The sequence below is a fragment of the Colwellia polaris genome (genome assembly GCF_002104515.1).
Classification (GTDB): Bacteria; Pseudomonadota; Gammaproteobacteria; order Enterobacterales; family Alteromonadaceae; genus Cognaticolwellia; species Cognaticolwellia polaris.
Window position 1 is genome coordinate 69,220 of the sequence record NZ_NBOE01000008.1, and the last position, 19,923, is coordinate 89,142.

Annotated in this window: 14 protein-coding genes and 2 pseudogenes; 3 read left to right on the top strand and 13 right to left on the bottom strand. The window is 37.4% G+C overall.

Annotated elements, in window-relative coordinates; genetic code table 11:
- Nucleotides 1–210: 210 nt before the first annotated feature.
- From B6A32_RS13155 to B6A32_RS13190, 8 genes are all read right to left on the bottom strand, one after another.
- Nucleotides 211–2,463, bottom strand: coding sequence for a hypothetical protein (locus B6A32_RS13155; protein ID WP_085304818.1), 2,253 nt, complete (start codon nucleotides 2,461–2,463; stop codon nucleotides 211–213).
- On the bottom strand, nucleotides 2,463–5,024 hold the full coding sequence (locus B6A32_RS13160) for an Ig-like domain-containing protein (protein ID WP_085304820.1): 2,562 nt from the start codon (nucleotides 5,022–5,024) through the stop codon (nucleotides 2,463–2,465). The genes B6A32_RS13155 and B6A32_RS13160 overlap by 1 nt, the downstream gene beginning before the upstream one ends.
- A complete protein-coding gene (locus tag B6A32_RS13165) occupies nucleotides 5,024–6,715 on the bottom strand; it encodes a BatA domain-containing protein (protein ID WP_085304822.1) in 1,692 nt (563 codons plus the stop codon). The genes B6A32_RS13160 and B6A32_RS13165 overlap by 1 nt, the downstream gene beginning before the upstream one ends.
- Nucleotides 6,712–7,635 carry a DUF58 domain-containing protein gene (locus tag B6A32_RS13170; RefSeq protein WP_233131418.1) on the bottom strand — a complete coding sequence of 308 codons (924 nt, stop codon included), beginning with the start codon at nucleotides 7,633–7,635 and terminating at the stop codon, nucleotides 6,712–6,714. Before B6A32_RS13170 ends, B6A32_RS13165 begins: the two co-directional genes overlap by 4 nt.
- A gap of 13 nt (nucleotides 7,636–7,648) precedes the next feature.
- Entirely contained in the window at nucleotides 7,649–8,683 is a 1,035-nt protein-coding gene (locus tag B6A32_RS13175) for an AAA family ATPase (protein ID WP_085304824.1), read from the bottom strand.
- 29 nt (nucleotides 8,684–8,712) lie between these two features.
- Nucleotides 8,713–9,414 carry a DUF4159 domain-containing protein gene (locus B6A32_RS13180; RefSeq protein WP_085304827.1) on the bottom strand — a complete coding sequence of 234 codons (702 nt, stop codon included), beginning with the start codon at nucleotides 9,412–9,414 and terminating at the stop codon, nucleotides 8,713–8,715.
- An 81-nt stretch (nucleotides 9,415–9,495) separates the two neighbouring features.
- Nucleotides 9,496–10,863 (bottom strand): TldD/PmbA family protein, encoded by a 1,368-nt coding sequence (locus B6A32_RS13185; protein ID WP_085304829.1) that lies wholly within the window; start codon nucleotides 10,861–10,863, stop codon nucleotides 9,496–9,498.
- A gap of 51 nt (nucleotides 10,864–10,914) precedes the next feature.
- Nucleotides 10,915–12,543 (bottom strand): TldD/PmbA family protein, encoded by a 1,629-nt coding sequence (locus B6A32_RS13190; protein WP_085304831.1) that lies wholly within the window; start codon nucleotides 12,541–12,543, stop codon nucleotides 10,915–10,917.
- A 473-nt stretch (nucleotides 12,544–13,016) separates the two neighbouring features.
- Here B6A32_RS13190 and xthA point away from each other — a divergent pair, with 473 nt between their 5' ends.
- Both xthA and rlmA read left to right on the top strand, forming a co-directional pair.
- Entirely contained in the window at nucleotides 13,017–13,826 is an 810-nt protein-coding gene (gene xthA / locus B6A32_RS13195) for an exodeoxyribonuclease III (RefSeq protein ID WP_085304833.1), read from the top strand.
- A gap of 11 nt (nucleotides 13,827–13,837) precedes the next feature.
- Nucleotides 13,838–14,668 (top strand): 23S rRNA (guanine(745)-N(1))-methyltransferase, encoded by an 831-nt coding sequence (gene rlmA / locus B6A32_RS13200; protein ID WP_085304835.1) that lies wholly within the window; start codon nucleotides 13,838–13,840, stop codon nucleotides 14,666–14,668.
- A gap of 63 nt (nucleotides 14,669–14,731) precedes the next feature.
- Here the strand turns inward: rlmA and yfbV are convergent, their stop codons facing one another.
- From yfbV to B6A32_RS13220, 5 genes and pseudogenes are all read right to left on the bottom strand, one after another.
- Nucleotides 14,732–15,163 (bottom strand): terminus macrodomain insulation protein YfbV, encoded by a 432-nt coding sequence (gene yfbV, locus B6A32_RS13205; protein WP_085304837.1) that lies wholly within the window; start codon nucleotides 15,161–15,163, stop codon nucleotides 14,732–14,734.
- 573 nt (nucleotides 15,164–15,736) lie between these two features.
- Nucleotides 15,737–15,973: a hypothetical protein gene (locus B6A32_RS13210; RefSeq protein WP_085304839.1), complete on the bottom strand. Its 237-nt coding sequence runs from the start codon at nucleotides 15,971–15,973 to the stop codon at nucleotides 15,737–15,739.
- A 787-nt stretch (nucleotides 15,974–16,760) separates the two neighbouring features.
- Entirely contained in the window at nucleotides 16,761–17,735 is a 975-nt protein-coding gene (locus B6A32_RS13215) for a transposase (protein ID WP_085304841.1), read from the bottom strand.
- Nucleotides 17,736–17,849: 114 nt separating this feature from the next.
- Nucleotides 17,850–17,948, bottom strand: a pseudogene (locus tag B6A32_RS19165) (transposase); the annotation flags it as partial.
- Nucleotides 17,949–18,045: 97 nt separating this feature from the next.
- Nucleotides 18,046–18,765, bottom strand: a pseudogene (locus tag B6A32_RS13220) (transposase); the annotation flags it as partial.
- Between the two features lie 187 nt (nucleotides 18,766–18,952).
- Here B6A32_RS13220 and B6A32_RS13225 point away from each other — a divergent pair.
- Nucleotides 18,953–19,708, top strand: a complete 756-nt coding sequence (locus B6A32_RS13225; RefSeq protein ID WP_085304843.1) for an IS110 family RNA-guided transposase — start codon at nucleotides 18,953–18,955, stop codon at nucleotides 19,706–19,708.
- Nucleotides 19,709–19,923 lie beyond the last annotated feature (215 nt).

Sequence of the window (19,923 nt, forward strand, 5' to 3'; positions counted from 1 at the left end):
TAATGCATGGAAATACGCCTAAATCTTAGCCAATACGAAGCTAAAAAGCGCTAAACATTATTTTGCATAAATTGCATAGTATTAGCTTTGCTTCACTTCTAGCTTATTGCTTCGGACTAATCCTTTCGGGCTCATGTGCTTGAATAATGTTTCGATATAAATTAAAAGTACATAATTAAAATATATAACTAAAGTATATAACTAAAGTGCTTAACTACTTCGCCATTTTTGTTCAATCCATAATACGATTAGCGATATAAACATAATTAACCATAATAAAAATTTATTTACTGGCTGATAAGTAGAAGATAAGTGAGCGGTTTCACTTTCCATCGCGACAACATCCGAAGGCATAATCTTGTTCAAATTCCCCGACTCTAATTGATGTTCACTAGCTTGATGCTTAATAGCTTGCTGCCAAGCTGGAAAGTCTTTTTCGCTATAATAATAACGATGCTGTTCACTAAGAATGGTTTGTTTATCATTCAATACTTTAAAAGAGTGCCAACCTTTAAGAGCAGTTATAAACTGGCCACATTGCTTATGTGTTGAAAGCGGATATGTCGTTAATTTCATGTTCGGAACATCAAGTTTTTCTAGTGAAGATATGAAACAAATATTTTCAAAGTTTTTTACTTTAGCAACAGACTTTGGCGATGGAATTAACCAGCGGGTATTATTTTCCGCACGCGATAGGTTCAATAATAAGTACTGCCAATAAGCGCTATAGTACGCTGGTGTAATTTGCGAAGACCATTGATATGTCTCGTTTAATGTCGTGAGTGAAACTACTCCTAAACCTAAGGGTTGCTTCACCACTAAAGCTTGGCCAGTTGCTGACTCAACCAGTGATTGGCCCTGTTTAGCATTCATATTTATTGTAATTGCTTGCGGTGAAATAACTTCGCCCTTTGCTAAGGAAGGTTGATTAGGCCATTTAGCTGCAACCTGATTAAGAGACGGGTCAATTGGCGTTAATTGAAAAAATCGTAACAGTTTACTTAATTTGTCCCGATTATTATTTTCAGTTGATAGCAAAGCCCCATCGGCATTAATTAATAGTCCTAGCCCTTGTTTTATAGCCTGATAAAGCGCATCAAGTTCGCTTTCTTTTAATGCTAACAACATTCTGCTATCCACTATCAAAAGATCATAATTATCAAGTATTGCTTTAGTTAATTCGGTTGGTTGAGCTTTATTTATTGCTTGGGAGGTATTCACTCGCTGTTGCGACCATTTACTTTTACTTATTTGACTAATAACCGTAACTTCACTGCCTGTTTCACTAAGCCATTGTTTCAAGCGTCTTGTTTCAAAAGACGGTGCTGATTGTTTTATTAACACCTTAGGTTGGTTGTCATTTATAACGCTAAAAGCAATATCTTCACTTATGTTAATTAGGCGTTTATCGCTATTTTTTACATTAACAGCTACAAGCTTGTTTATATCGTTTTTCGGTAACTCTTGCAGTACCAGTTGATAATTAAATAAACCTGTTATCTTGCTCGTCGAACTTAATGAAAAAGTATGATTACTCTGCACGATCACACTATCTTGAATACGCCCATTACTTACTAAGCTCAGCTCGAACTTAGTATTATTATCTAATGAATGCTGAAAGCGCCCTGTTATTGTTAATGCTTGTCCTAAAATCAACTGTTTCGGCCACTGTAAAAAACTTAAACCGGTTATTGGTTCACTTTTATAGAAGGTAAATTTAATAGCATTTGGGGCAGGTGTACTTTTGTTTAACGGTTTTGAAGCTTCAACGTTAGAAATTTTTGTAATTAAGTCTGTTGTGTCGAGTTTATTCGCATGCAACTGGTTAAAGGCATTTAATTGTTGCCACTGTATTTTACTTAGACCATCACCAAAAACTTGCAATAACGTGGGTATGGCATAATTTTCTATATCGGTATTTGAATAAGTAAGCTTACTTAGTGACCAAATATCGACAAGCTCTTCAATGGCTGTAATTACCACTACCTTATCTTGATAATTATTAGCTAGCCACTCTTTTAATAATTGATTATCTTTAGATTTTTCTGATGGCGTTGTTAGTAACCAGATACGATTAGCAGACTTTAGCGCCTTATCTATCTTGCTTTTATCAATGCCAATAATATTAAAATCTTCATTATATGATGATTGTTTAAAGCCATTAGTAATTAAAACGTCATAAGTAGATGTGGGTGCTTTTACCTGAAAAGGTAAAAGAAACAGTAATACACTGATCAGAGCAATAACATTGCCAAGTATTAATAATGACAGATGGGTGTATTTATTTAATCCTGCGGCTTTTTGTGTTGTTAAACTGCTTTGAGATTCTTGTGTAAAGCGTCGATAAATTAAGCCACAGCTGACCAACAAGCCAAATAATGCGATAAATATGATTGCCCAATGAAATGGTGTATTTACCATTAAACGTAAGCTAGCAAAATCAATGTGGGTTGCTGAATTCATCACAAGTTAGCCTCTAAAAATTGACTATATTGTTCAACCAAAGGTTGTTGATTTTCAAAGTCTTGTATTTTACGATTCGGACTAGAAGTTGGGCTGGGTAATAACTGCGAAATTTTACCTGCTAATAAGTTAATACATTGCTGGCATTGTGATAAATTTAACCTTTGTTCCAGTAATATTTGCTCAATAACCACTAAGACATCGACTAAAGCAGGTCGATCGTCAATTAGTTCTTCTATTGCTAATTTTGCTTGTTTAACAAGCGCTAGTTCGTTAACAGATAATGGTACGTTTTTCGTCAACTCACTTTCATTTTCAACATAGCTAGTGTTTCGAACTATCACTGTTTTTGGTCGCTTACTGACAACTACAAGCTGTTGATTAACATTATTCAATAGTTGCAAGAATTGGCGAAATACAACTAGTGTTTGATCAGATAATTGCTCAGGTTTAAAGCGTGAAATTTGCACCGAGTTCGCTAGAATATCGCTTTGTTCGCCTTGATAGCGGCGCTGCTCGGTTACCGGTGGTGGCTCAAAACCCAGGCGTTTTACATAAATACGCTCTGCTTTTCTCGCTAAATTTAGTAATTTAAGTGCTTGTTGTTCAAAAGGTAAAGCCAGTTCAGGTTCAAACAACATCAAGTGCAACTCGGCCTGCCACATATTCGCTAAACTTTTTTTCATTAGGGCTCGCGGATCTTGACTTGTCATAACGCCAACATCACTATCTTCATGGTTATGTCCGTATTTATTAATAAGCTCCATGCGGGCTGAACCTTGGCTATTATTTTTCGTGGTATGGTTTTCATGTTCGTGACCCGAATTGCCACTAGGGTTTACCGTTTTATTCGCAGAAATAACAGCATTAGCGCTACCGCCCTGCTCATCGTGTATGTGTATTTTCGGTTTAATATGCTCTGTGTCATGATTGTCATGATGACTGTCATAAGACTCTGTGGCTTCATTTTCCTCCCGCTCAACTTCATCCCCGAGGTACTGACCATATTTTTCTTTCAGTGCACTTTGTGCCACACCTAACAGTTCTGACTTCTGATTAAAGCTTTTGCGATCAAGGTCAAGCTTATCTTCAATTAACGCTAGGGTTTCAATAATAATTTGTCGTTGGCTTTTAAAATATTCAGGCATGAAGTCGATCAGTATTCCATCAGCATTAATACCTGTTTGCTCTTCGTCTAACCAACGTATAATTTTAGTTTCTGAGCGAGTCTGTTGCTGCTCAGGTTCACGATTATCTGTTGCAACAATACTAAAATAGAGTTCGTCCCCAGGCTCCATAGCTAGCTCTTCTATCGACCACTTTTTGTAATAATGTTGTTTAGCGTTAACCATAGTATTGCTGTCGAATGTAAAGTTTTCATCTCTAAACTTGACGCCTTCACCAGAGCCTTTGGCTATAGAAGCCTTAATGTGAATATCGGTTAGTGCAAAGTCATCTGATATTTGTACTTCAGCATAGAGTGCAGGCACTGTATTTTTTCCGTACTCGGTTATGGTACTTTTAGGATTAATAAAGCGAATTTTTGGCGCGTTATCTGGAGTTAAGTTTATCCGAAAAACATCTGAAATAGCTTCAACAACTTCGCTAGCTTGATCCCTAATTGCGATATGGTAAACCATGCTTTTGTGCAGTGTTAATTCAACCTGAAATGTACCATCAGTTTGTATAATTAATTGATGCTGCTCGCCATTAGAAAAAATCAGAAAGACGTTTGCGCTTTGTTCAGAGGTTGTTAACTGCCAGCGCACTTTACTGCCCACTAACGTATCAACATCTAACACCTGAGAGGTAAATTCAGTTGGCTGCCCTTCTGCTACGCTATAGCTTGGTGGCGTTACAGTAACGTTTGTAGATAATAGCTGCACAATTGTCTTATCTTGTTCGCTTTGGTTTTGGTTTTTATCGTAAATTTCATGAATGTTGTTATCTGCAGAACCCTGCAACAATAACGCTTTATCAATTAAGTTGAACTGAGTAAAAATGAAAAAAATTATGAGTGAAAAAAACAGTGATACATTCCTTAAGATGAATTTTCTCTTGTCAAATTTGGGTGTAATTTCAGCATCATTTATTTGAGATTGTTGTAGAATATCGTTTAAACGGACAAACACTTTGCTCTGTTGTAGTTTCTCTAAATTAGACAGTTTATCTTGTTCTAGTAATAGCAATTGCGCACTTTGTTCAAGTGATTCAAAGCGACTATTTAGATGAGCGATCAGGTTTTTCAATGTAATGTTATGATAATTTTTACTACGCTTTATTAACACCAGCTTAGTCATTATGCCGAAAATAAATAACATCACGCCAGCTACCGCAAGCTCATTTTCAGCAACATCACCAGCTATATTCAAACCGCTTAAAGAAAGGCAAAATGAAAACACCACTAACACAATTAACCAAAGCGGCAAAAATAATAACAAATGCTGCTGTAGGTGCTTACGTCGCCATTTTTTTAATTTTTGACTTAGCAAGCTAATAGCTAGCTGTTGATCATCATTTTTAAACGCTGGATTGTTTTTATCGAACGGGTTATTCAACATTAAACATCAACCTTAGTAGGAGATACGGTTGGTGTACTATGAGTTTTGATATTATCAATGTTACTAGCACCATCAAAAGCTAATGTTGATGTTTTACTGCGGTTTCTTCTACGATAATACTCACTAGCTATTCGCTCAAGGCTCCATAATATAATAATCAGTAGCGATAAGAATTCAGTCCAATAATTTTCATTGCTTTGTTGTTTAACAATTATATCTTCAGCGCTTTTTAAACGTGGAGTAACACTGTTATTTTTATTTTTAGCTTTATCTTCAAAACTCACCGTTTCATGCTCGTCTAAAACTCGATCTTCATTGCTAGAAACTAATTGAGTTATTTGTGTATGCGTTAATGTTTGCTGATCAACAAACCTGTTAATTTGCCATTGCTGAAATAGTATTGATTGTAATAACAACGGAAATTGTTTTGATACTATTAAGTTACTCCAAGACGGTGAAAATCTTGAATACAGCTGGTAAACATAACTTTCATGAGCATTACTTTCGTTAACTGTGCTTTCTTTAGCACTATTTTCGGCGCTACTGCTTTGATAAGAATGAGTCGTTTTCGTTAACATATCAGTGCTAGCGCCATCGGGTTGATTAAGCTGCCAAAGTGTTTCTTTATATACACTTGTAGGCTTTGGACTTAATTGTTTTGTAACATCTAACGGCAAAGCGCGTTGGTAAAACCTAGCCTCGGTACCAAGTAAAGGAGAGTTATTATTGATTTCGCTAGCAGTACTCAACAATGTGCTCTCTTGCGAGTTTTGTGCATCAACAAAAAGGTTGGTGCCTGTCGATAACGCCTGCATTATTTTATGATTAAGTTTTTGGCTGCTTAAATAAAATAACCAGTTAGGCTTATTATTCATTGCTTGTTGATACGGCTCTGATTTTTCAAGGCTGTTGTGGCTAAAGTAACTAACAGATAATTGTGTTGCCGTTTCTTGTTTAATTAATGCAAAGGCTTTCTGAAAATATTTAACGTCTTCGAAACGATCTTGATCGTAAATCAACACGACATTCATTGTATCAACATATTGTGCGTCGGCTTGATAACTCGTATTAAGAATATGCCATTCAAGGGTGTTGTTAATATTATATAGGTGCCCTTGTTGCGATAATTTATATTGCGCAGCACGATCAGTAACAAAAAATTTAATGTCGGTTTCTGGCGTTAATAATTCACTAAACGTTATCAGGTTTTTAAGTATATTTTCAGTTTGGAGGATGTTTTGCGTTTGAACATTGGGCTTTGGCGGCCATTGTAATATTTCGTCATCAGTTATTAACTTAGTGTTACGGTTTAAAAGATAAAACGGCTGTTTTAGCGCCTGTTCAATTAACTGTTGTCGCTGTATCGATGAACTTTGATTTAACCAATCAGCACTCACAAGATAAATGCTTTCATTTTTAATCAAAGGCTTAATTAAAAATAATTGTGCTAACAGTAATATAGAAAACAACAGTAATAACAGTCGTAATAACAATAACCAAAATTCGGTTAAACGCAGCTGTCTCATACTTTTCGGCTGTTGGGCGTCGATTAATGCAATATTAGAAAATTTAATCTGTTGCGGTTGGCTTTTACTGAGTAAGTGCAACACTATGGGCACAACTAAGCCTAATAATGCAATAAAACCCCACGGATTTTGCACGATCAACGAGGCAAATAAATTCAAATTCACCTGCGATTACCTCTTTGCCTGATACCAAGGAAGTCGATTAACGTTTGATCTAAAGCTTGATCGATATTTGCGTGAAAATATTGAATGTTTTGTTGGGCTAATTTCAATTTTAATACATCGTTCAAGCGCTGTTTGTTTTTAAGATAGCCGGCCCGTACTTCTTTCGCTGATACTTGGCGATACTGATGAGTTTCTAAGTCTTGAAAATTAACGAGTCCTTGATAAGGAAAGTTAATTTCATCATCGCTATCTAAATGAAAAGCAACCACATCGGTTTGTTTATTACTAAGCTTTGAGGTGATCTCAAGTAACTCAGTATTTACTTGATGAAAATCACTAATAACAATCACTAAACCATTTTTACGTACTGCTTCTAGGTGAGTTAATATTGCTTGTGCATTAGGTATTACGCCACTCACCTTTAATTGCGTTAATGTGTGTAATATTTTTTGCCAATGACGTTCGCCTGACAAGGCGGGTATTTGTTTTTGCTCATCTGCGCCCAATGTTAACAAACCAACCGAATCACCTTGTTTTTGTGCTAAATAGGCAATAGATGCAGCTAAGTATTGCGCATAAGTTATTTTATTCCATTGCCCTATTGTTGAAGCTTTATTCTCGCCTTGAGCAGATTGTTGCAGCATAGACTCACTGCAATCAACGACTAACCAAACATTGATATTACTTTCTCGTTCTGCTTCTCGAACAAAATATTTATCTGAACGAGCAAATAGTTTCCAATCGATTTTGCTTGGTTCATCGCCAGGCTCATAAGCTCGAAACTGGCTAAATTCGATACCAACACCTCGTTGCATACTGGCATGGTTGCCGTGTAAAAAACCTTGCGCTAAGGCTTTTATCGCTAACGGTAAATCTTTAACGCGTAATAAGGTTTTGGCATCAAAATAAGGCTTTTGCACGTGTATTACCTGCTTACTGCAATGGACTGTTTGGCAAACTTACAAAAGCTAATAAGTCTTCAATGACCATATCTGGCGTAATGTTTAAGGCCTCTGCTTGAAAATTCACTAAAATTCGATGCCGCAACACTGCCGGGGCAACAAATTTAATATCGGCCAGCGAAATCGCATATCGACCTGCCATTAAGGCTTTTGCTTTTGCACATAATATTAAGGCTTGTCCGGCTCTTGGTCCTGCTCCCCAACGCACATGCTCTACAACACTTGGGCAGCAACTTTGTGATTGCTTTGCCTCTTTATCGTTAAGCCCGTTGGATGCAGCAGGTCTTGTCGAACGAGCCAAGTTTGCTGCATAAGCCAATAACTCATCTGAGACAGTGACATTTCGAACAAGCGCTTGTAAGGCAATAATATCATCGCCTGTTAGTACTTGGGTTAATTCGGAGTGACGACTACCCGTTGTACGTTTTAGAATTTCAATTTCTTCTTGCTCTGTTGGGTAGCCAACGCGTACAAACATTAAAAATCGGTCTAACTGTGCTTCAGGCAAAGGATAAGTGCCTGCTTGTTCAACCGGGTTTTGAGTGGCTAAAACAAAAAATGGTTTGGGTAAGCCATAACTTGTACCGGCATAACTTATTCGACGCTCTTGCATCGCTTCTAATAATGCAGCTTGGGTTTTAGGCGGTGTACGGTTTATTTCATCAGCCAATAAAATTTGGGTAAATACCGGACCTTTTTGAAATTTAAAAAAACGTTCGCCACTTTCATGATCGGTTTCTAATATTTCAGTACCGACAATATCGCTAGGCATTAAATCTGGCGTAAATTGCACACGATTAAACTTCAAGGCTAATGTTTGTGCTAACGAACTTACCATTAAGGTTTTCGCTAACCCTGGCACACCTTCTAATAAACAATGTCCGCCAGCTAATATACTAATTAATAGTTCATCAATAACGTCTTGTTGACCCACAATAACTTTGGCTATTTCGTCACTAACTTGATTAAGCTTGCCCAGTAATTCGGTTATCTGTTGCTCTTGCATGTATATTCCATTTTATAAATTTTTAATCTTTAGCTATTCATAGCGTACATAACAATATTGACAGCGAAGCGGGTATTATCTTCCTTTAACCAACGTTTATTTCTAAAATCATAATCCCATTCACAACCTAAGTCTTTATTACTATATAACACCGCAATTCGACCATCGATTTCTATGGCTTTTAAATAGTTATGCACCAAATCATCTCCCCAACCATTAAGTTCTATTGACGTTCTTGGGGGACCTTCAAACTTAAAAAATGAAGAATATATAGCGTGGTCATTGGGAATTTTTTTTAATGCACCTTCACCAAAAATTTCACGCATTTGTCGCTCAAAACTGCGTGCAAACATACCATCTATATCATGGTTACAGTCATCAACAAAAACAAAGCCACCGTTTTCAACATATTGTTGGAAGTTTTGTTTTTCTTCGCGATTAAATTGCACTAAGCGATGCCCTGCTAAATAGCAAAATGGTGCCGCCAGCATTTGTGGATCAGACAAAGGAATGATTCGCTCTTTAATATCCACGCGTAAACTGGTGTATTCTATTAATGAGTTCAAGACATTGGCAGGCATTCTTTCGTCAACTTCCCAATCACCTGATTCATAGCTCAAGCGTGTAAAAAAGAAGTCAATTTGCTCTTGGGCACCCAATTGTAAAAACGGTATGGCACAGGTACCTACCGTAAATAGTGACAGAGTACGAATAAAGTTACGTCGATTCATATAAACTCAAGAAAATTAAGGGTAAACAATGATGATTGATTTACCCTTACTAACCTTCTTATTTTTGCTCCTGTATTATCACTATACAGCGTCAGATAAACTGCTGAAGGTAAAGTCACGTATTTTCATCGGCGGTATCATACTGCCATTAACACGTTGGGGTTTACCTAATGCTTCGATATTATTTAACATAACAATTGGGCTTTCATTAAAGCGGAAGTTTTTAATTGGAAACTTAATTTTACCGTTCTCAATATAAAAAGTGCCGTCGCGCGTTAAGCCGGTATACAGCAAGGTTTGTGGGTCTAAAGCTCTGATATACCAAAGACGAGTAACAAGAATGCCACGACGAGTGTCTTTGATCATATCTTCAAGACTATCACTACCACCTGCCATAATAATTTGTGAAGGCCCGCCAAATAAACCAGAACCAGCATATGCTGTTGGGGTATATTCCACGCCAGTTTTACTAGCCCAATAAGGAGAATTAGGCATATTGACTATTTTGCCATCTTTGATCCAATCGGTTTTTGTAACGCGATGTCCGTCACCTGCAAAAGGTGCCGTTGGTGCTTCAGGGTGCATAGGATCTGAATAAATATGAACACGTTCATCAAACAGCTTTTCGCCTAACTTATTGGTTGGTCCGCCTTCTTTACCTTCTTCTTGCAGTTTACTTAAAAAGCTACGACCTTCGTCAGCGGTTCGCTGATTCATGCTACCAAACATATTATTTAATAATTGCACGCTAGCAGCAGGTTCTAATATAACCGTATATTTGCCCGGTTCTAACTCTTTGGCGCCAGAAGAACCAATAGATTTTTCAATGGCAACTTGTGACGCTGTTTTCGTGTTCAACTTTTTAAAGTCACTATAATCACGAGTAACCCAGCCAGAGCCTTTACCGTCTTCAGTTCTAATAGTTACGGTGAAGTCGACATTAGTAGACTTATTATAAGCGAACAAACCTTTATTATTCATAATCGCAATAAATGTTGTCGCATCTTGTAAAAATCCCGAAGAAACCAGTTTATTTTCTTTAGATGGCTTAATACTATTTTCTGCAGCTAACGCTCGGTCATCAGGGGTTATGTTGGTTGTTGAGTCAAATGCGCTTTTGGGTGCCTCATATTTTTGCTTACTAAACAGTGGCATGCTTTCTGGATTTTCAGGGGCTAACTTTGCTAACTCTTCTGAACGTTTAACCACTTTCATTAATGAGGCGTCGTCAAATTCATTGATCGTGGCAACACCCGTTTTCTTACCAAAAGTAGACTGCACAGACAAAGTTAAATCGCTTTGCTCGCCAGCAGTTGAAACGGTATTACGTGCGGTTCGAATATTGCCGCCAACTTCACCACCTAAATTACACTCACATTCGTCAGCTTTTGAAAATGAAAGTACTTTTTCTAATAACGCTTTCGCGTGTTGTTCTGTTAATATTGTCATGACGCTATGCTTCCTTTTATACTTTATTTTTATCGTCAAATATCAGTAAGATTAAACTTTACGAGCGGTATTGATCACGTTGATATTGTTAAACCGTGTGGTTGGACAACCGTGTGAAACCGCACTAACTTGCGAAGGTTGGCCTTTACCATCAAAAAATGACCCGCCTATGCGATAGTCAGATTTACCCGCTATTTGTGTACAGCTATTCCAGAACTGTTGGGTGTTTGATTGATAAGCCACATCTTCAATCTGCTCAGTAATTTTACCGTTCTTAATTTCAAAAAATAATTGCCCGCCAAATTGAAAGTTATAACGTTGTTGGTCAATCGAAAATGAACCTCGACCAGCAATGTAAATTCCATTTTCAACATCTTTGATAACATCGTCAGCCGATATATCTTTATCATTGGGTTTTAAAGAAACATTTGGCATACGTTGAAATTGCACATCGCGCCAGCTTTGCGAATAACAACAGCCATGCGATTCTTTTTGATCGATCATATGCACTTGGTCACGAATTGCTTGGTAATTAACTAACGTGCCTTTTTTAACTAGATCCCACTCTTTAGTTTTAACACCTTCGTCATCATAACCCACATTACCTAATGAATAAGGCTGGGTTTTATCAGCAAATAAGTTAACGATATCTGAACCGTAATTAAACTTGCCACTCTTCCACTTATCTAAAGTCGCAAAGCTCGTACCGGCAAAATTAGCTTCATAACCCAATACACGATCAAGCTCTAAAGGATGCCCTACCGACTCATGAATAGTTAACATTAAGTGGGCTGGGTCTAGTACTAAGTCATATTTACCCGGCTCAACTGATTTTGCTTTTAACTTAGCTTGTAGCTGTTTACCTGCTGCAACTGCATCTTCTACTATATCGTAAGAGTTTTTATAACCAACGTTAGCACCCGAAATACGAATTTTGTCTTCTTCTTTACCATCTAAGTATTCAAAGCCCATACCAACAGGATTACCTAAACCCGTGCGTTGCTTAAAGCCTTCTTTACCAACTGCGGTTGCAAAAAATGGTGCCCATAAGCGATGTACATCTTGATCTATATAAGAACCATCAGTAGAGGCAAAATACTTTTGTTCATTCACTAAAAATAAAACCGATGTAATATAATTAGCACCATTAGACATAGCAGCATCGTTTACCGACAACAATAAATCTACTTTATCTTTAATAGGAATTTCTAGGGCATTCTTTTTAATGGGTGTATTCCAACTGACATCGCCAACGCCTTTTACTGGCGCAAGTTGTACGGGAACCGTTTGAAATTTAGAATTTGCCATGGCAACAGCTACGGCTTTTTCGGCAGTTTTAGCAATGCTATCTGGTGTCATATTCGACGTGGAAGCAAAGCCCCAAGTGCCATTAGCAATAACTCGAATACCAATACCGGCTGACTCGGTGTTAACAATGTTATCTACGCGTGTCTCTTGTGTGGTAACAAACTGATTAAGGTAGCGTCCAATACGCGCATCAGCATAAGAAGCGCCCTTTGCTTTTGCGGCGTTTAAGGCGATATCAGCTAGTTTTTTCTTATAAGCGACATCCATTGGTTTATCTAACAACTGATCTGCTGATACCGCGAAGCCTGACATCGGCAACATTAACCCACCAGCACCAACGCCAGTAAGTTTAATAAAATCACGTCTTTGCATTTCCAATTCCTCTTTGTTTTTATTTTAACTTCTTGTTATATTTTATGTTTTTTAAACTAGCTACAACAAAGCCCTAAACATACTTAAAACAAACAACTCGTACCTACATGCGTAAATAAGCTTCATGCGGATAAATAACACCCATCAAATATAGCGTAATGCTTCACTTGATAAAAGCGGTTAAAACAATATACGAAGATATTTATTAACAATTAAGTCACAAAATATTTACGGTTGAAAAAGCGCTTTGTTGTAATGTTAAATCACTCCTCTCAAGTCTGTGCCAAACATATAATATTTATTACTTTCACTTTGTTCAGTACAAAACAAACGTTATCGCATTATTTAATATTGATAAATATGTCTGGTAGGCCTAGCTAATAACAAGTTTTCATTACTTTTCAACTCAATATGACTACTGCTAATAGGCAAGTTCTGGTAGCATAAGCGAAAAATAATTATCGAGTTTCAAAATGAAAATCATCTCTTTTAATATTAATGGTCTACGTGCACGTTTACATCAATTACAGGCGATTATAGACAAACATCAACCTGATATTATTGGCCTACAGGAAATTAAAGTTCATGATGAAGCTTTTCCGCTTGCTGATGTTGAAGCTATGGGTTATCAGGTTTATTTTCATGGCCAAAAAGCGCACTACGGCGTGGCTATGATGTGTAAAAAACCTGCCGATGTTGTTAGTAAAGGTTTTCCTACTGACGATGATGAAGCTCAAAAGCGTATGATCATGGTAGAAACTACCGATGAAAATGGCGAGAAAGTTACGGTTTTAAATGGTTATTTCCCTCAAGGTGACAACATTGCCCATGAAACAAAATATCCATATAAGCGCCAGTTTTACAAAGATTTAATGCAATATTTAAATGAAAACCATACCCCTGATGAAAATATTGTTGTGATGGGAGATATAAATATTTCTCCTACCGATTTAGATATAGGCATTGGTGAGCCAAATAAAAAACGTTGGTTAAAAACCGGTAAATGTAGTTTTCAGCCAGAAGAAAGACAATGGTTAGCTACCCTGATGAACTGGGGGTTTACTGATACTTTCAGAGCACTGCATCCAACAAGAGAAGAACGCTATTCGTGGTTTGATTATCGCTCACGAGGCTTTGACGATAATCGTGGACTTCGCATTGATGTGGTGCTTGCTACCGAAAAACTTGCAAAGCGCTGTATAGAGTCAGATGTTGATTATGAATTACGAGGCATAGAAAAGCCTTCTGATCATGCCCCTATTTGGTCTACTTTTAGCAAATAAAATTATACAAAATGATATCTATAACGCCCACGCATTATACTTGCCCTTTGTGCAACTTACCCTTGCTTAATCAAGCCAGGGTATTTCGCTGTGAAAACAACCATAGCTTTGATCTTGCCAAAGAAAACTATTTAAATTTGCTACCAGTACAATTCAAGCATTCTAAAAACCCCGGTGATAATAAAGCCATGGTGAATGCTCGTCGTGAATTTTTAGAGCAAGGTTATTATCAACCTCTGATGGACAGGTTGTTAGCTTTATATAATGAAAAAGTAACGGCTAATAGCGATAAACCCGCTATGGTTCTCGATGCAGGTTGTGGTGAAGGCTTTTATACTCATCAGCATAAAAATGACCAAAATAGCGTTTACGGTGTCGATATTGCCAAAGAAGCCATAAAAAAAGCCGGTAAAAAATATCAACAGTGTCACTTTAGTGTCGCAACGTTATCAAAACTGCCTTTTGCAGATAATCTATTTTCTTGGATAGTATCGGTTTATGCGCCAATACTAGAAAAAGAATTTACCCGTGTATTATCACCAGGTGGTTTTTTGTTAACCGTAACTCCGGCTAAGCAACATTTAATGCAATTAAAACAGTGTATTTATGATGACGCTAAAGAGCATGATATGGAAAAGTTACCTATTGAGAATCTATTACTTGTGCATCAAGAGAATATTTCTTATCAAATGCAGTTAAAGTCGGGACAAGACACCTTAAATTTATTGTCGATGACCCCTTTTGCATTTAAAGCCAGTGAAGAAGTTAAGCAAAACTTGTTAAATAAAGACAACTTTACTTGTCAGGCTGACTTTCTCATTCGACTTTACCAAAAATCATAATAAAAAAGCGATACGTTTATGACGTATCGCTTCGTTCAAATGCTTAATAACTTATTGTACTTGCTAAGAATTTTTGTAGCGATTTTGAAAAGTTAAATTCAATAACTGAGCAAGGTCTAAGTAACGTGGGCGCTTTGAAGAAAGCTTAACATCCCCGCCACTTTGATTAACACGAGCTACACTTTCTTTGTACCAACCTTCTAATCCTGGCGGTAAAAATTTATCGGCTTTAATGCCCATAAAGATCAAGGCTTGTAACGGAAAGCTCAAAATACATAGAGTGTATAAAAGTGCTTGAGGTAAAACCGCCCAAGAACCAAAATATACTTGCATGATTAAACAAAACAAGGCTAATCCTGGCATTATTTTACACACCAAACGACTCATTCTAACTGCTTGATAATCAGCAAAATATTCGCCAAGCTCTGTGCGCGATGGCCATAAATTAATGTACTTTCGGCCGAGAACAATAATTTCTAAAATAGATAATTTCATAAATTACACACTACATTAGCGGTTGGTTAAAAGATAGTACTAACTTGTTACCCCAATAAAATGCAATTAAGGCACAGTCATGTTGATATAAGATTATTTTAATATACTTAGCTTAGATCAGGTATATATTATTTGGTATAGCGTGGTGATAATCAATGTTGTTAATTAATGACGTTAGTCAGAATGTCAAATCCGCTGCTTAATGGGTAATTACATTAGTTATGCCACCCTATTGCATTAGAACGGCTGATGGTGAACATTCACTACTCCCCATTAAATATTAAGTAGCATTGACTTTGACCCTCTTACTAGCACTTAGGTTAGTCATTATTTGTAATAAGTAAATCATTATAATTTTAGGAAGGTAGTCTTTAAGAGTAATTTTTAAAATGGCAACTTTTCCGACAAAACGGTCATTAGCTTTGTTAACTCATGAACATATTTAGGGAGAATTTTAACCAGAAATAATTCTATGATTCATGGACTGATGTAAGGTCATAGCGGCCAGTGCTTTTTCATCTCAGAACGCTAATTTTATTTGTTGTCCACCTCAGGGCGTGTTGTTATATTGCTTTACTGCCAACCCCATTCTGCATAAGTTTTCTTATATTCAAGGTTGTTGGTTTCATATTCACCCCAATCCATATATTCATAGTATTTAGTCATGGCTTCAAAATGAGATTTCGCATCAAAAGTAAAAACTAGTTTAGCGTCAGGCTCAAGAATATTATTCCTAGCATCATCACCATGTTTCCCTTCTAAACATAAAGTTGTTAAACCTTCGTCATCTTTCCATATTTCATGCTTCATAGTTCGAGAGCCATATAACGAGCCTGTAGAATTACTCGTTTTTTATATAATTTTTAATCAAAATACTCTAACTGGATTATTTTCTTTTAACAATCAAAAACGTTTACGTTTTTGGAGGATTTTTATTTTTGCATCGTTAAAGGTTTATTAAGGGTGTTGATTAAGTGGTTTATGTCGCTTCGAGGCTGGTTTTTCGCGTGATGTTGGGCTTTTAGGCCCTAATGCAGATTGTTTCTTAACTTTTAAAATTTAATAATTGTTTTAATAATTGTTTTAATAATTGTTTTAATAATGACACTCATCCTAAATAATAAAACCACATAGCATTGATATTTCTCTGTTGTTGCCATAAATAAGCTTAACGATTGGCTATTAGCAACGGAAGATTACTAGTTCTCTCTTAAACGACACCAAAAAACCAACTTTTTGGCAAGCCTCATCCTCAAGTAATGACTCGTTAAGTGTTTGGCTGTTTTTAATAGTGTAATTTAATAATGACACTCAGCCTAAATAATAAAACCACATAGCATTGATATTTCTCTGTTGTTGCCATTAATAAGCTTCACGATTGGCTATTAGTAATTTAATAATGACACTCAGCCTAAATAATAAAACCACATAGCATTGATATTTCTCTGTTGTTGCCATTAATAAGCTTCACGATTGGCTATTAGCAACGGAAGATTACTAGTTTTCTCTTAAACGACACCAAAAAACTAACTTTTTGGCAAGCCTCATCCTCAAGTAATGACTCGTTAAGGGTTGTTTTAAATAGTGCGTTGTGAGTTTACGCAAAGAGTTTTTTGCAGTGGCTTAAGTTTTGTCGTCGTTTGAGTTGTTGGTGTTCGCAATAATCACTGAGTACATCTTCGCGCCCTATTGCACCATGGAACTGTGTTTTAAATTCAGTGGTGATGATTAGCCAGTTTTCAGCTGATATGTTTAATCGGCTCAGTATGCTTGGTAGGTTTTCGTCGATGTAGCCAGGTTTATCTTCTCTGATACAACGACCGGTAAGTTCGATTAATTGTAAATAGTCAGTCAGCTCAAACGGTAGGCCTTTGGGCATGTTTTCTCTGGGGTTACCAACAAAGGGCATGAGTGTTTTGGGTTGTTGGCTTTGTGTGGTTTGCTTGCAGCGCAGTTTAACGCTGGTGTGCGTTGAGTCTTCTGGGGTGTTGGCGATATTGGCGCGAATGGGGTTTAAGTCCACATAAGCCATACAAGCAGCAAGTGCGGCTTCATCAAGTAAAGCTTGAGATTTAAACCGACCTTCCCAGAACCTGCCTGTGCAGTTATCTTCTTGGTTGGCGGCTCGTGCAATGTTTTCGTTGATATAGCCCATAAACCAGCTGATTTTCATCAGGCGCTTTCGATACACTTCAGCGGTAGCTTCAACGATAGCCATTAAGTGCTTTGGCAGTGCATCACCACGACAGTATTGTTGTGTGAGTATTGTGCCTTTGTATAAGCGATGCCAACGCTCAAGCACCTCTTTCATACTCCATTGTTGGGCTTTTTCTTCATCAATAAATAACACCACATGATAATGATTACTCATTACCGCATAAGCACAAACGTCAATGGCAAACACTTGGCTGAGAAAGTGTAACTTCTCTTCTATCCATTCTCGGCGATGTTCAAAGCTTTGGCCTGATACGGTATCTTCACCGCATAAAAAAGCGCGTCGAACACAACGCGCCACACAATGATAATACGGGGTGTTAACTAAACTAATTTGCTGCTTCCTTGGCGTAGCCATAACTCACCTGAGATAATGTTGTGGGGTTTTTCTTAGTTTAGTTCAGTGTTCTGTAATTTCAATTTAGGATGGGTGTCCTGTTAATTCCGTTATTTAGGATGGGTGTCCTGTTAATTCCGTTCCGCATAAAAAAGCGCGTCGAACACAACGCGCCACACAATGATAATACGGGGTATCTACTAAACTAATTTGTTGCTTCCTTGGCGTAGCCATAACTCACCTGAGATAATGTTGTGGGGTTTTTCTTAGTTTAGTTCAGTGTTCTGTAATTTCAATTTAGGATGGGTGTCCTGTTAATTCCGTTGTCAGTCAATTCAAACGGTAGGCCTTTGGGCATGTTTTCTCTGGGGTTTCCAACAAAGGGCATCAGGGTTTTGGGTTGTTGGCTTTGTGTCGCTTGCTCGCAGCGTAGTTTAACGCTGGTGTGTGTTGAGTCTTCTGGGGTGTTGGTAATATTGGCGCGAATGGGGTTTAAGTCCACATAAGCCATACAAGCGGCAAGTGCGGCGTCATCAAGTAAAGCTTGAGATTTAAACCGACCTTCCCAGAACCTGCCTGTGCAGTTATCTTCTTGGTTGGCGGCTCGTGCAATGTGTTCGTTGATATAGCCCATAAACCAGCTGATTTTCATCAGGCGTTTGCGATACACTTCAGCGGTGGCTTCAACGATAGCCATTAAGTGTTTTGGCAGTACATCACCACGACAGTATTGTTGTGTGAGTATTGTGCCTTTGTATAAGCGGTGCCAACGCTCAAGCACTTCATTCATGCTCCATTGTTGGGCTTTTTCTTCATCAATAAATAACACCACATGATAATGGTTACTCATTACTGCATAAGCACAAACGTCAATGGCAAACACTTGGCTGAGAAAGTGTAACTTCTCTTCTATCCATTCACGGCGGTGCTCAAAGCTTTTTCCGGATAAGGTATCTTCACCGCATAAAAAAGCGCGTCGAACACAACGCGCCACACAATGATAATATTGGGTATCTACTAAACTAATTTGCTGCTTCCTTGGCGTAGCCATAACTCACCTGAGATAATGTTGTGGGGTTTTCTTAGTTTAGTTCAGTGTTCTGTAATTTCAATTTAGGATGGGTGTCCTGTTAATTAGTATTTAAGATGGGTGTCCTGTTAATTAGTAATTTCAATTTAGGATGGGTGTCCTGTTAATTTTTTTAGTTTAGTTCAGTGTTCTGTAATTTCAATTTAGGATGGGTGTCCTGTTAATTTCGCGCGCGGCAAATATAAAACCAGCCAGAGTGTTAACCAATGAAGAGCAAGGGTTGCAGTCGGTTGGGAAAATGAGAGATTTACTTGATAAACAAAAACTTCAGATATCAAACCAAGTACGTGGCTTATTATTAGAGTTTGGTATCATAATCAATAAAAGTATAAAAAGCTTTAAAGCGCGAATACCTGACATTTTAGAAGACGCTGAAAATCAGTTACCGATGCCGATGCGTCACAGTATCAGTAAAATGTGGACGCTATATTCTCGCCTAGAAGATGATTTTAAAGTCATGAATAACGAATTAATCAACTTAACAGGGCAAGACAATGTCTGTAAAAAATTCATGAAACTTGAAGGTGTTGGTCCCATAACATCGATGAGACTGAAAATACAGTTAGGTAGTGGTGAACATTTCAACAGTGGTCGACAGGTATCTGCTTGCATTGGACTTACCCCAAAACAACATAGTAGCGGTGGAAAAATACAACTCGGCTCCGTAGGGAAAAGTTCATGTGATAAGCCATTACGAAGTTGTCTTTTTTTAGGGGCAAGAGCCGTGGTCTCCAAACTTAAAAACAGGCCAGCAAGAACAGAAAAAGAAAAGTGGTTAAAAGCCTTAATTGAACGTAGAGGATCTAATTGTGCATCAATGGCATTAGCCAATAAAAACGCACGAACCGCCTATGCGCTATTGAAAAATAATACAGATTACGCACCAGTACTAATAACCAATTAAAAATGATGATAAGCACATTAAAAATTTACACGTAAAATTGCTACAAAAAAGATCTTAAAAAAGGTTAGACCAACCTTCAACAGCCTGATTTTTGCTCTGAACATATAGAATGTCGTGAAGGAGAATAGGCATGAAGGTGCGAATACATCAAAGTGGCCGGGATAGCTTCCCATTATGAGCCCGAATATAAGCGCGCATCTAAAATTTTAAAAGTT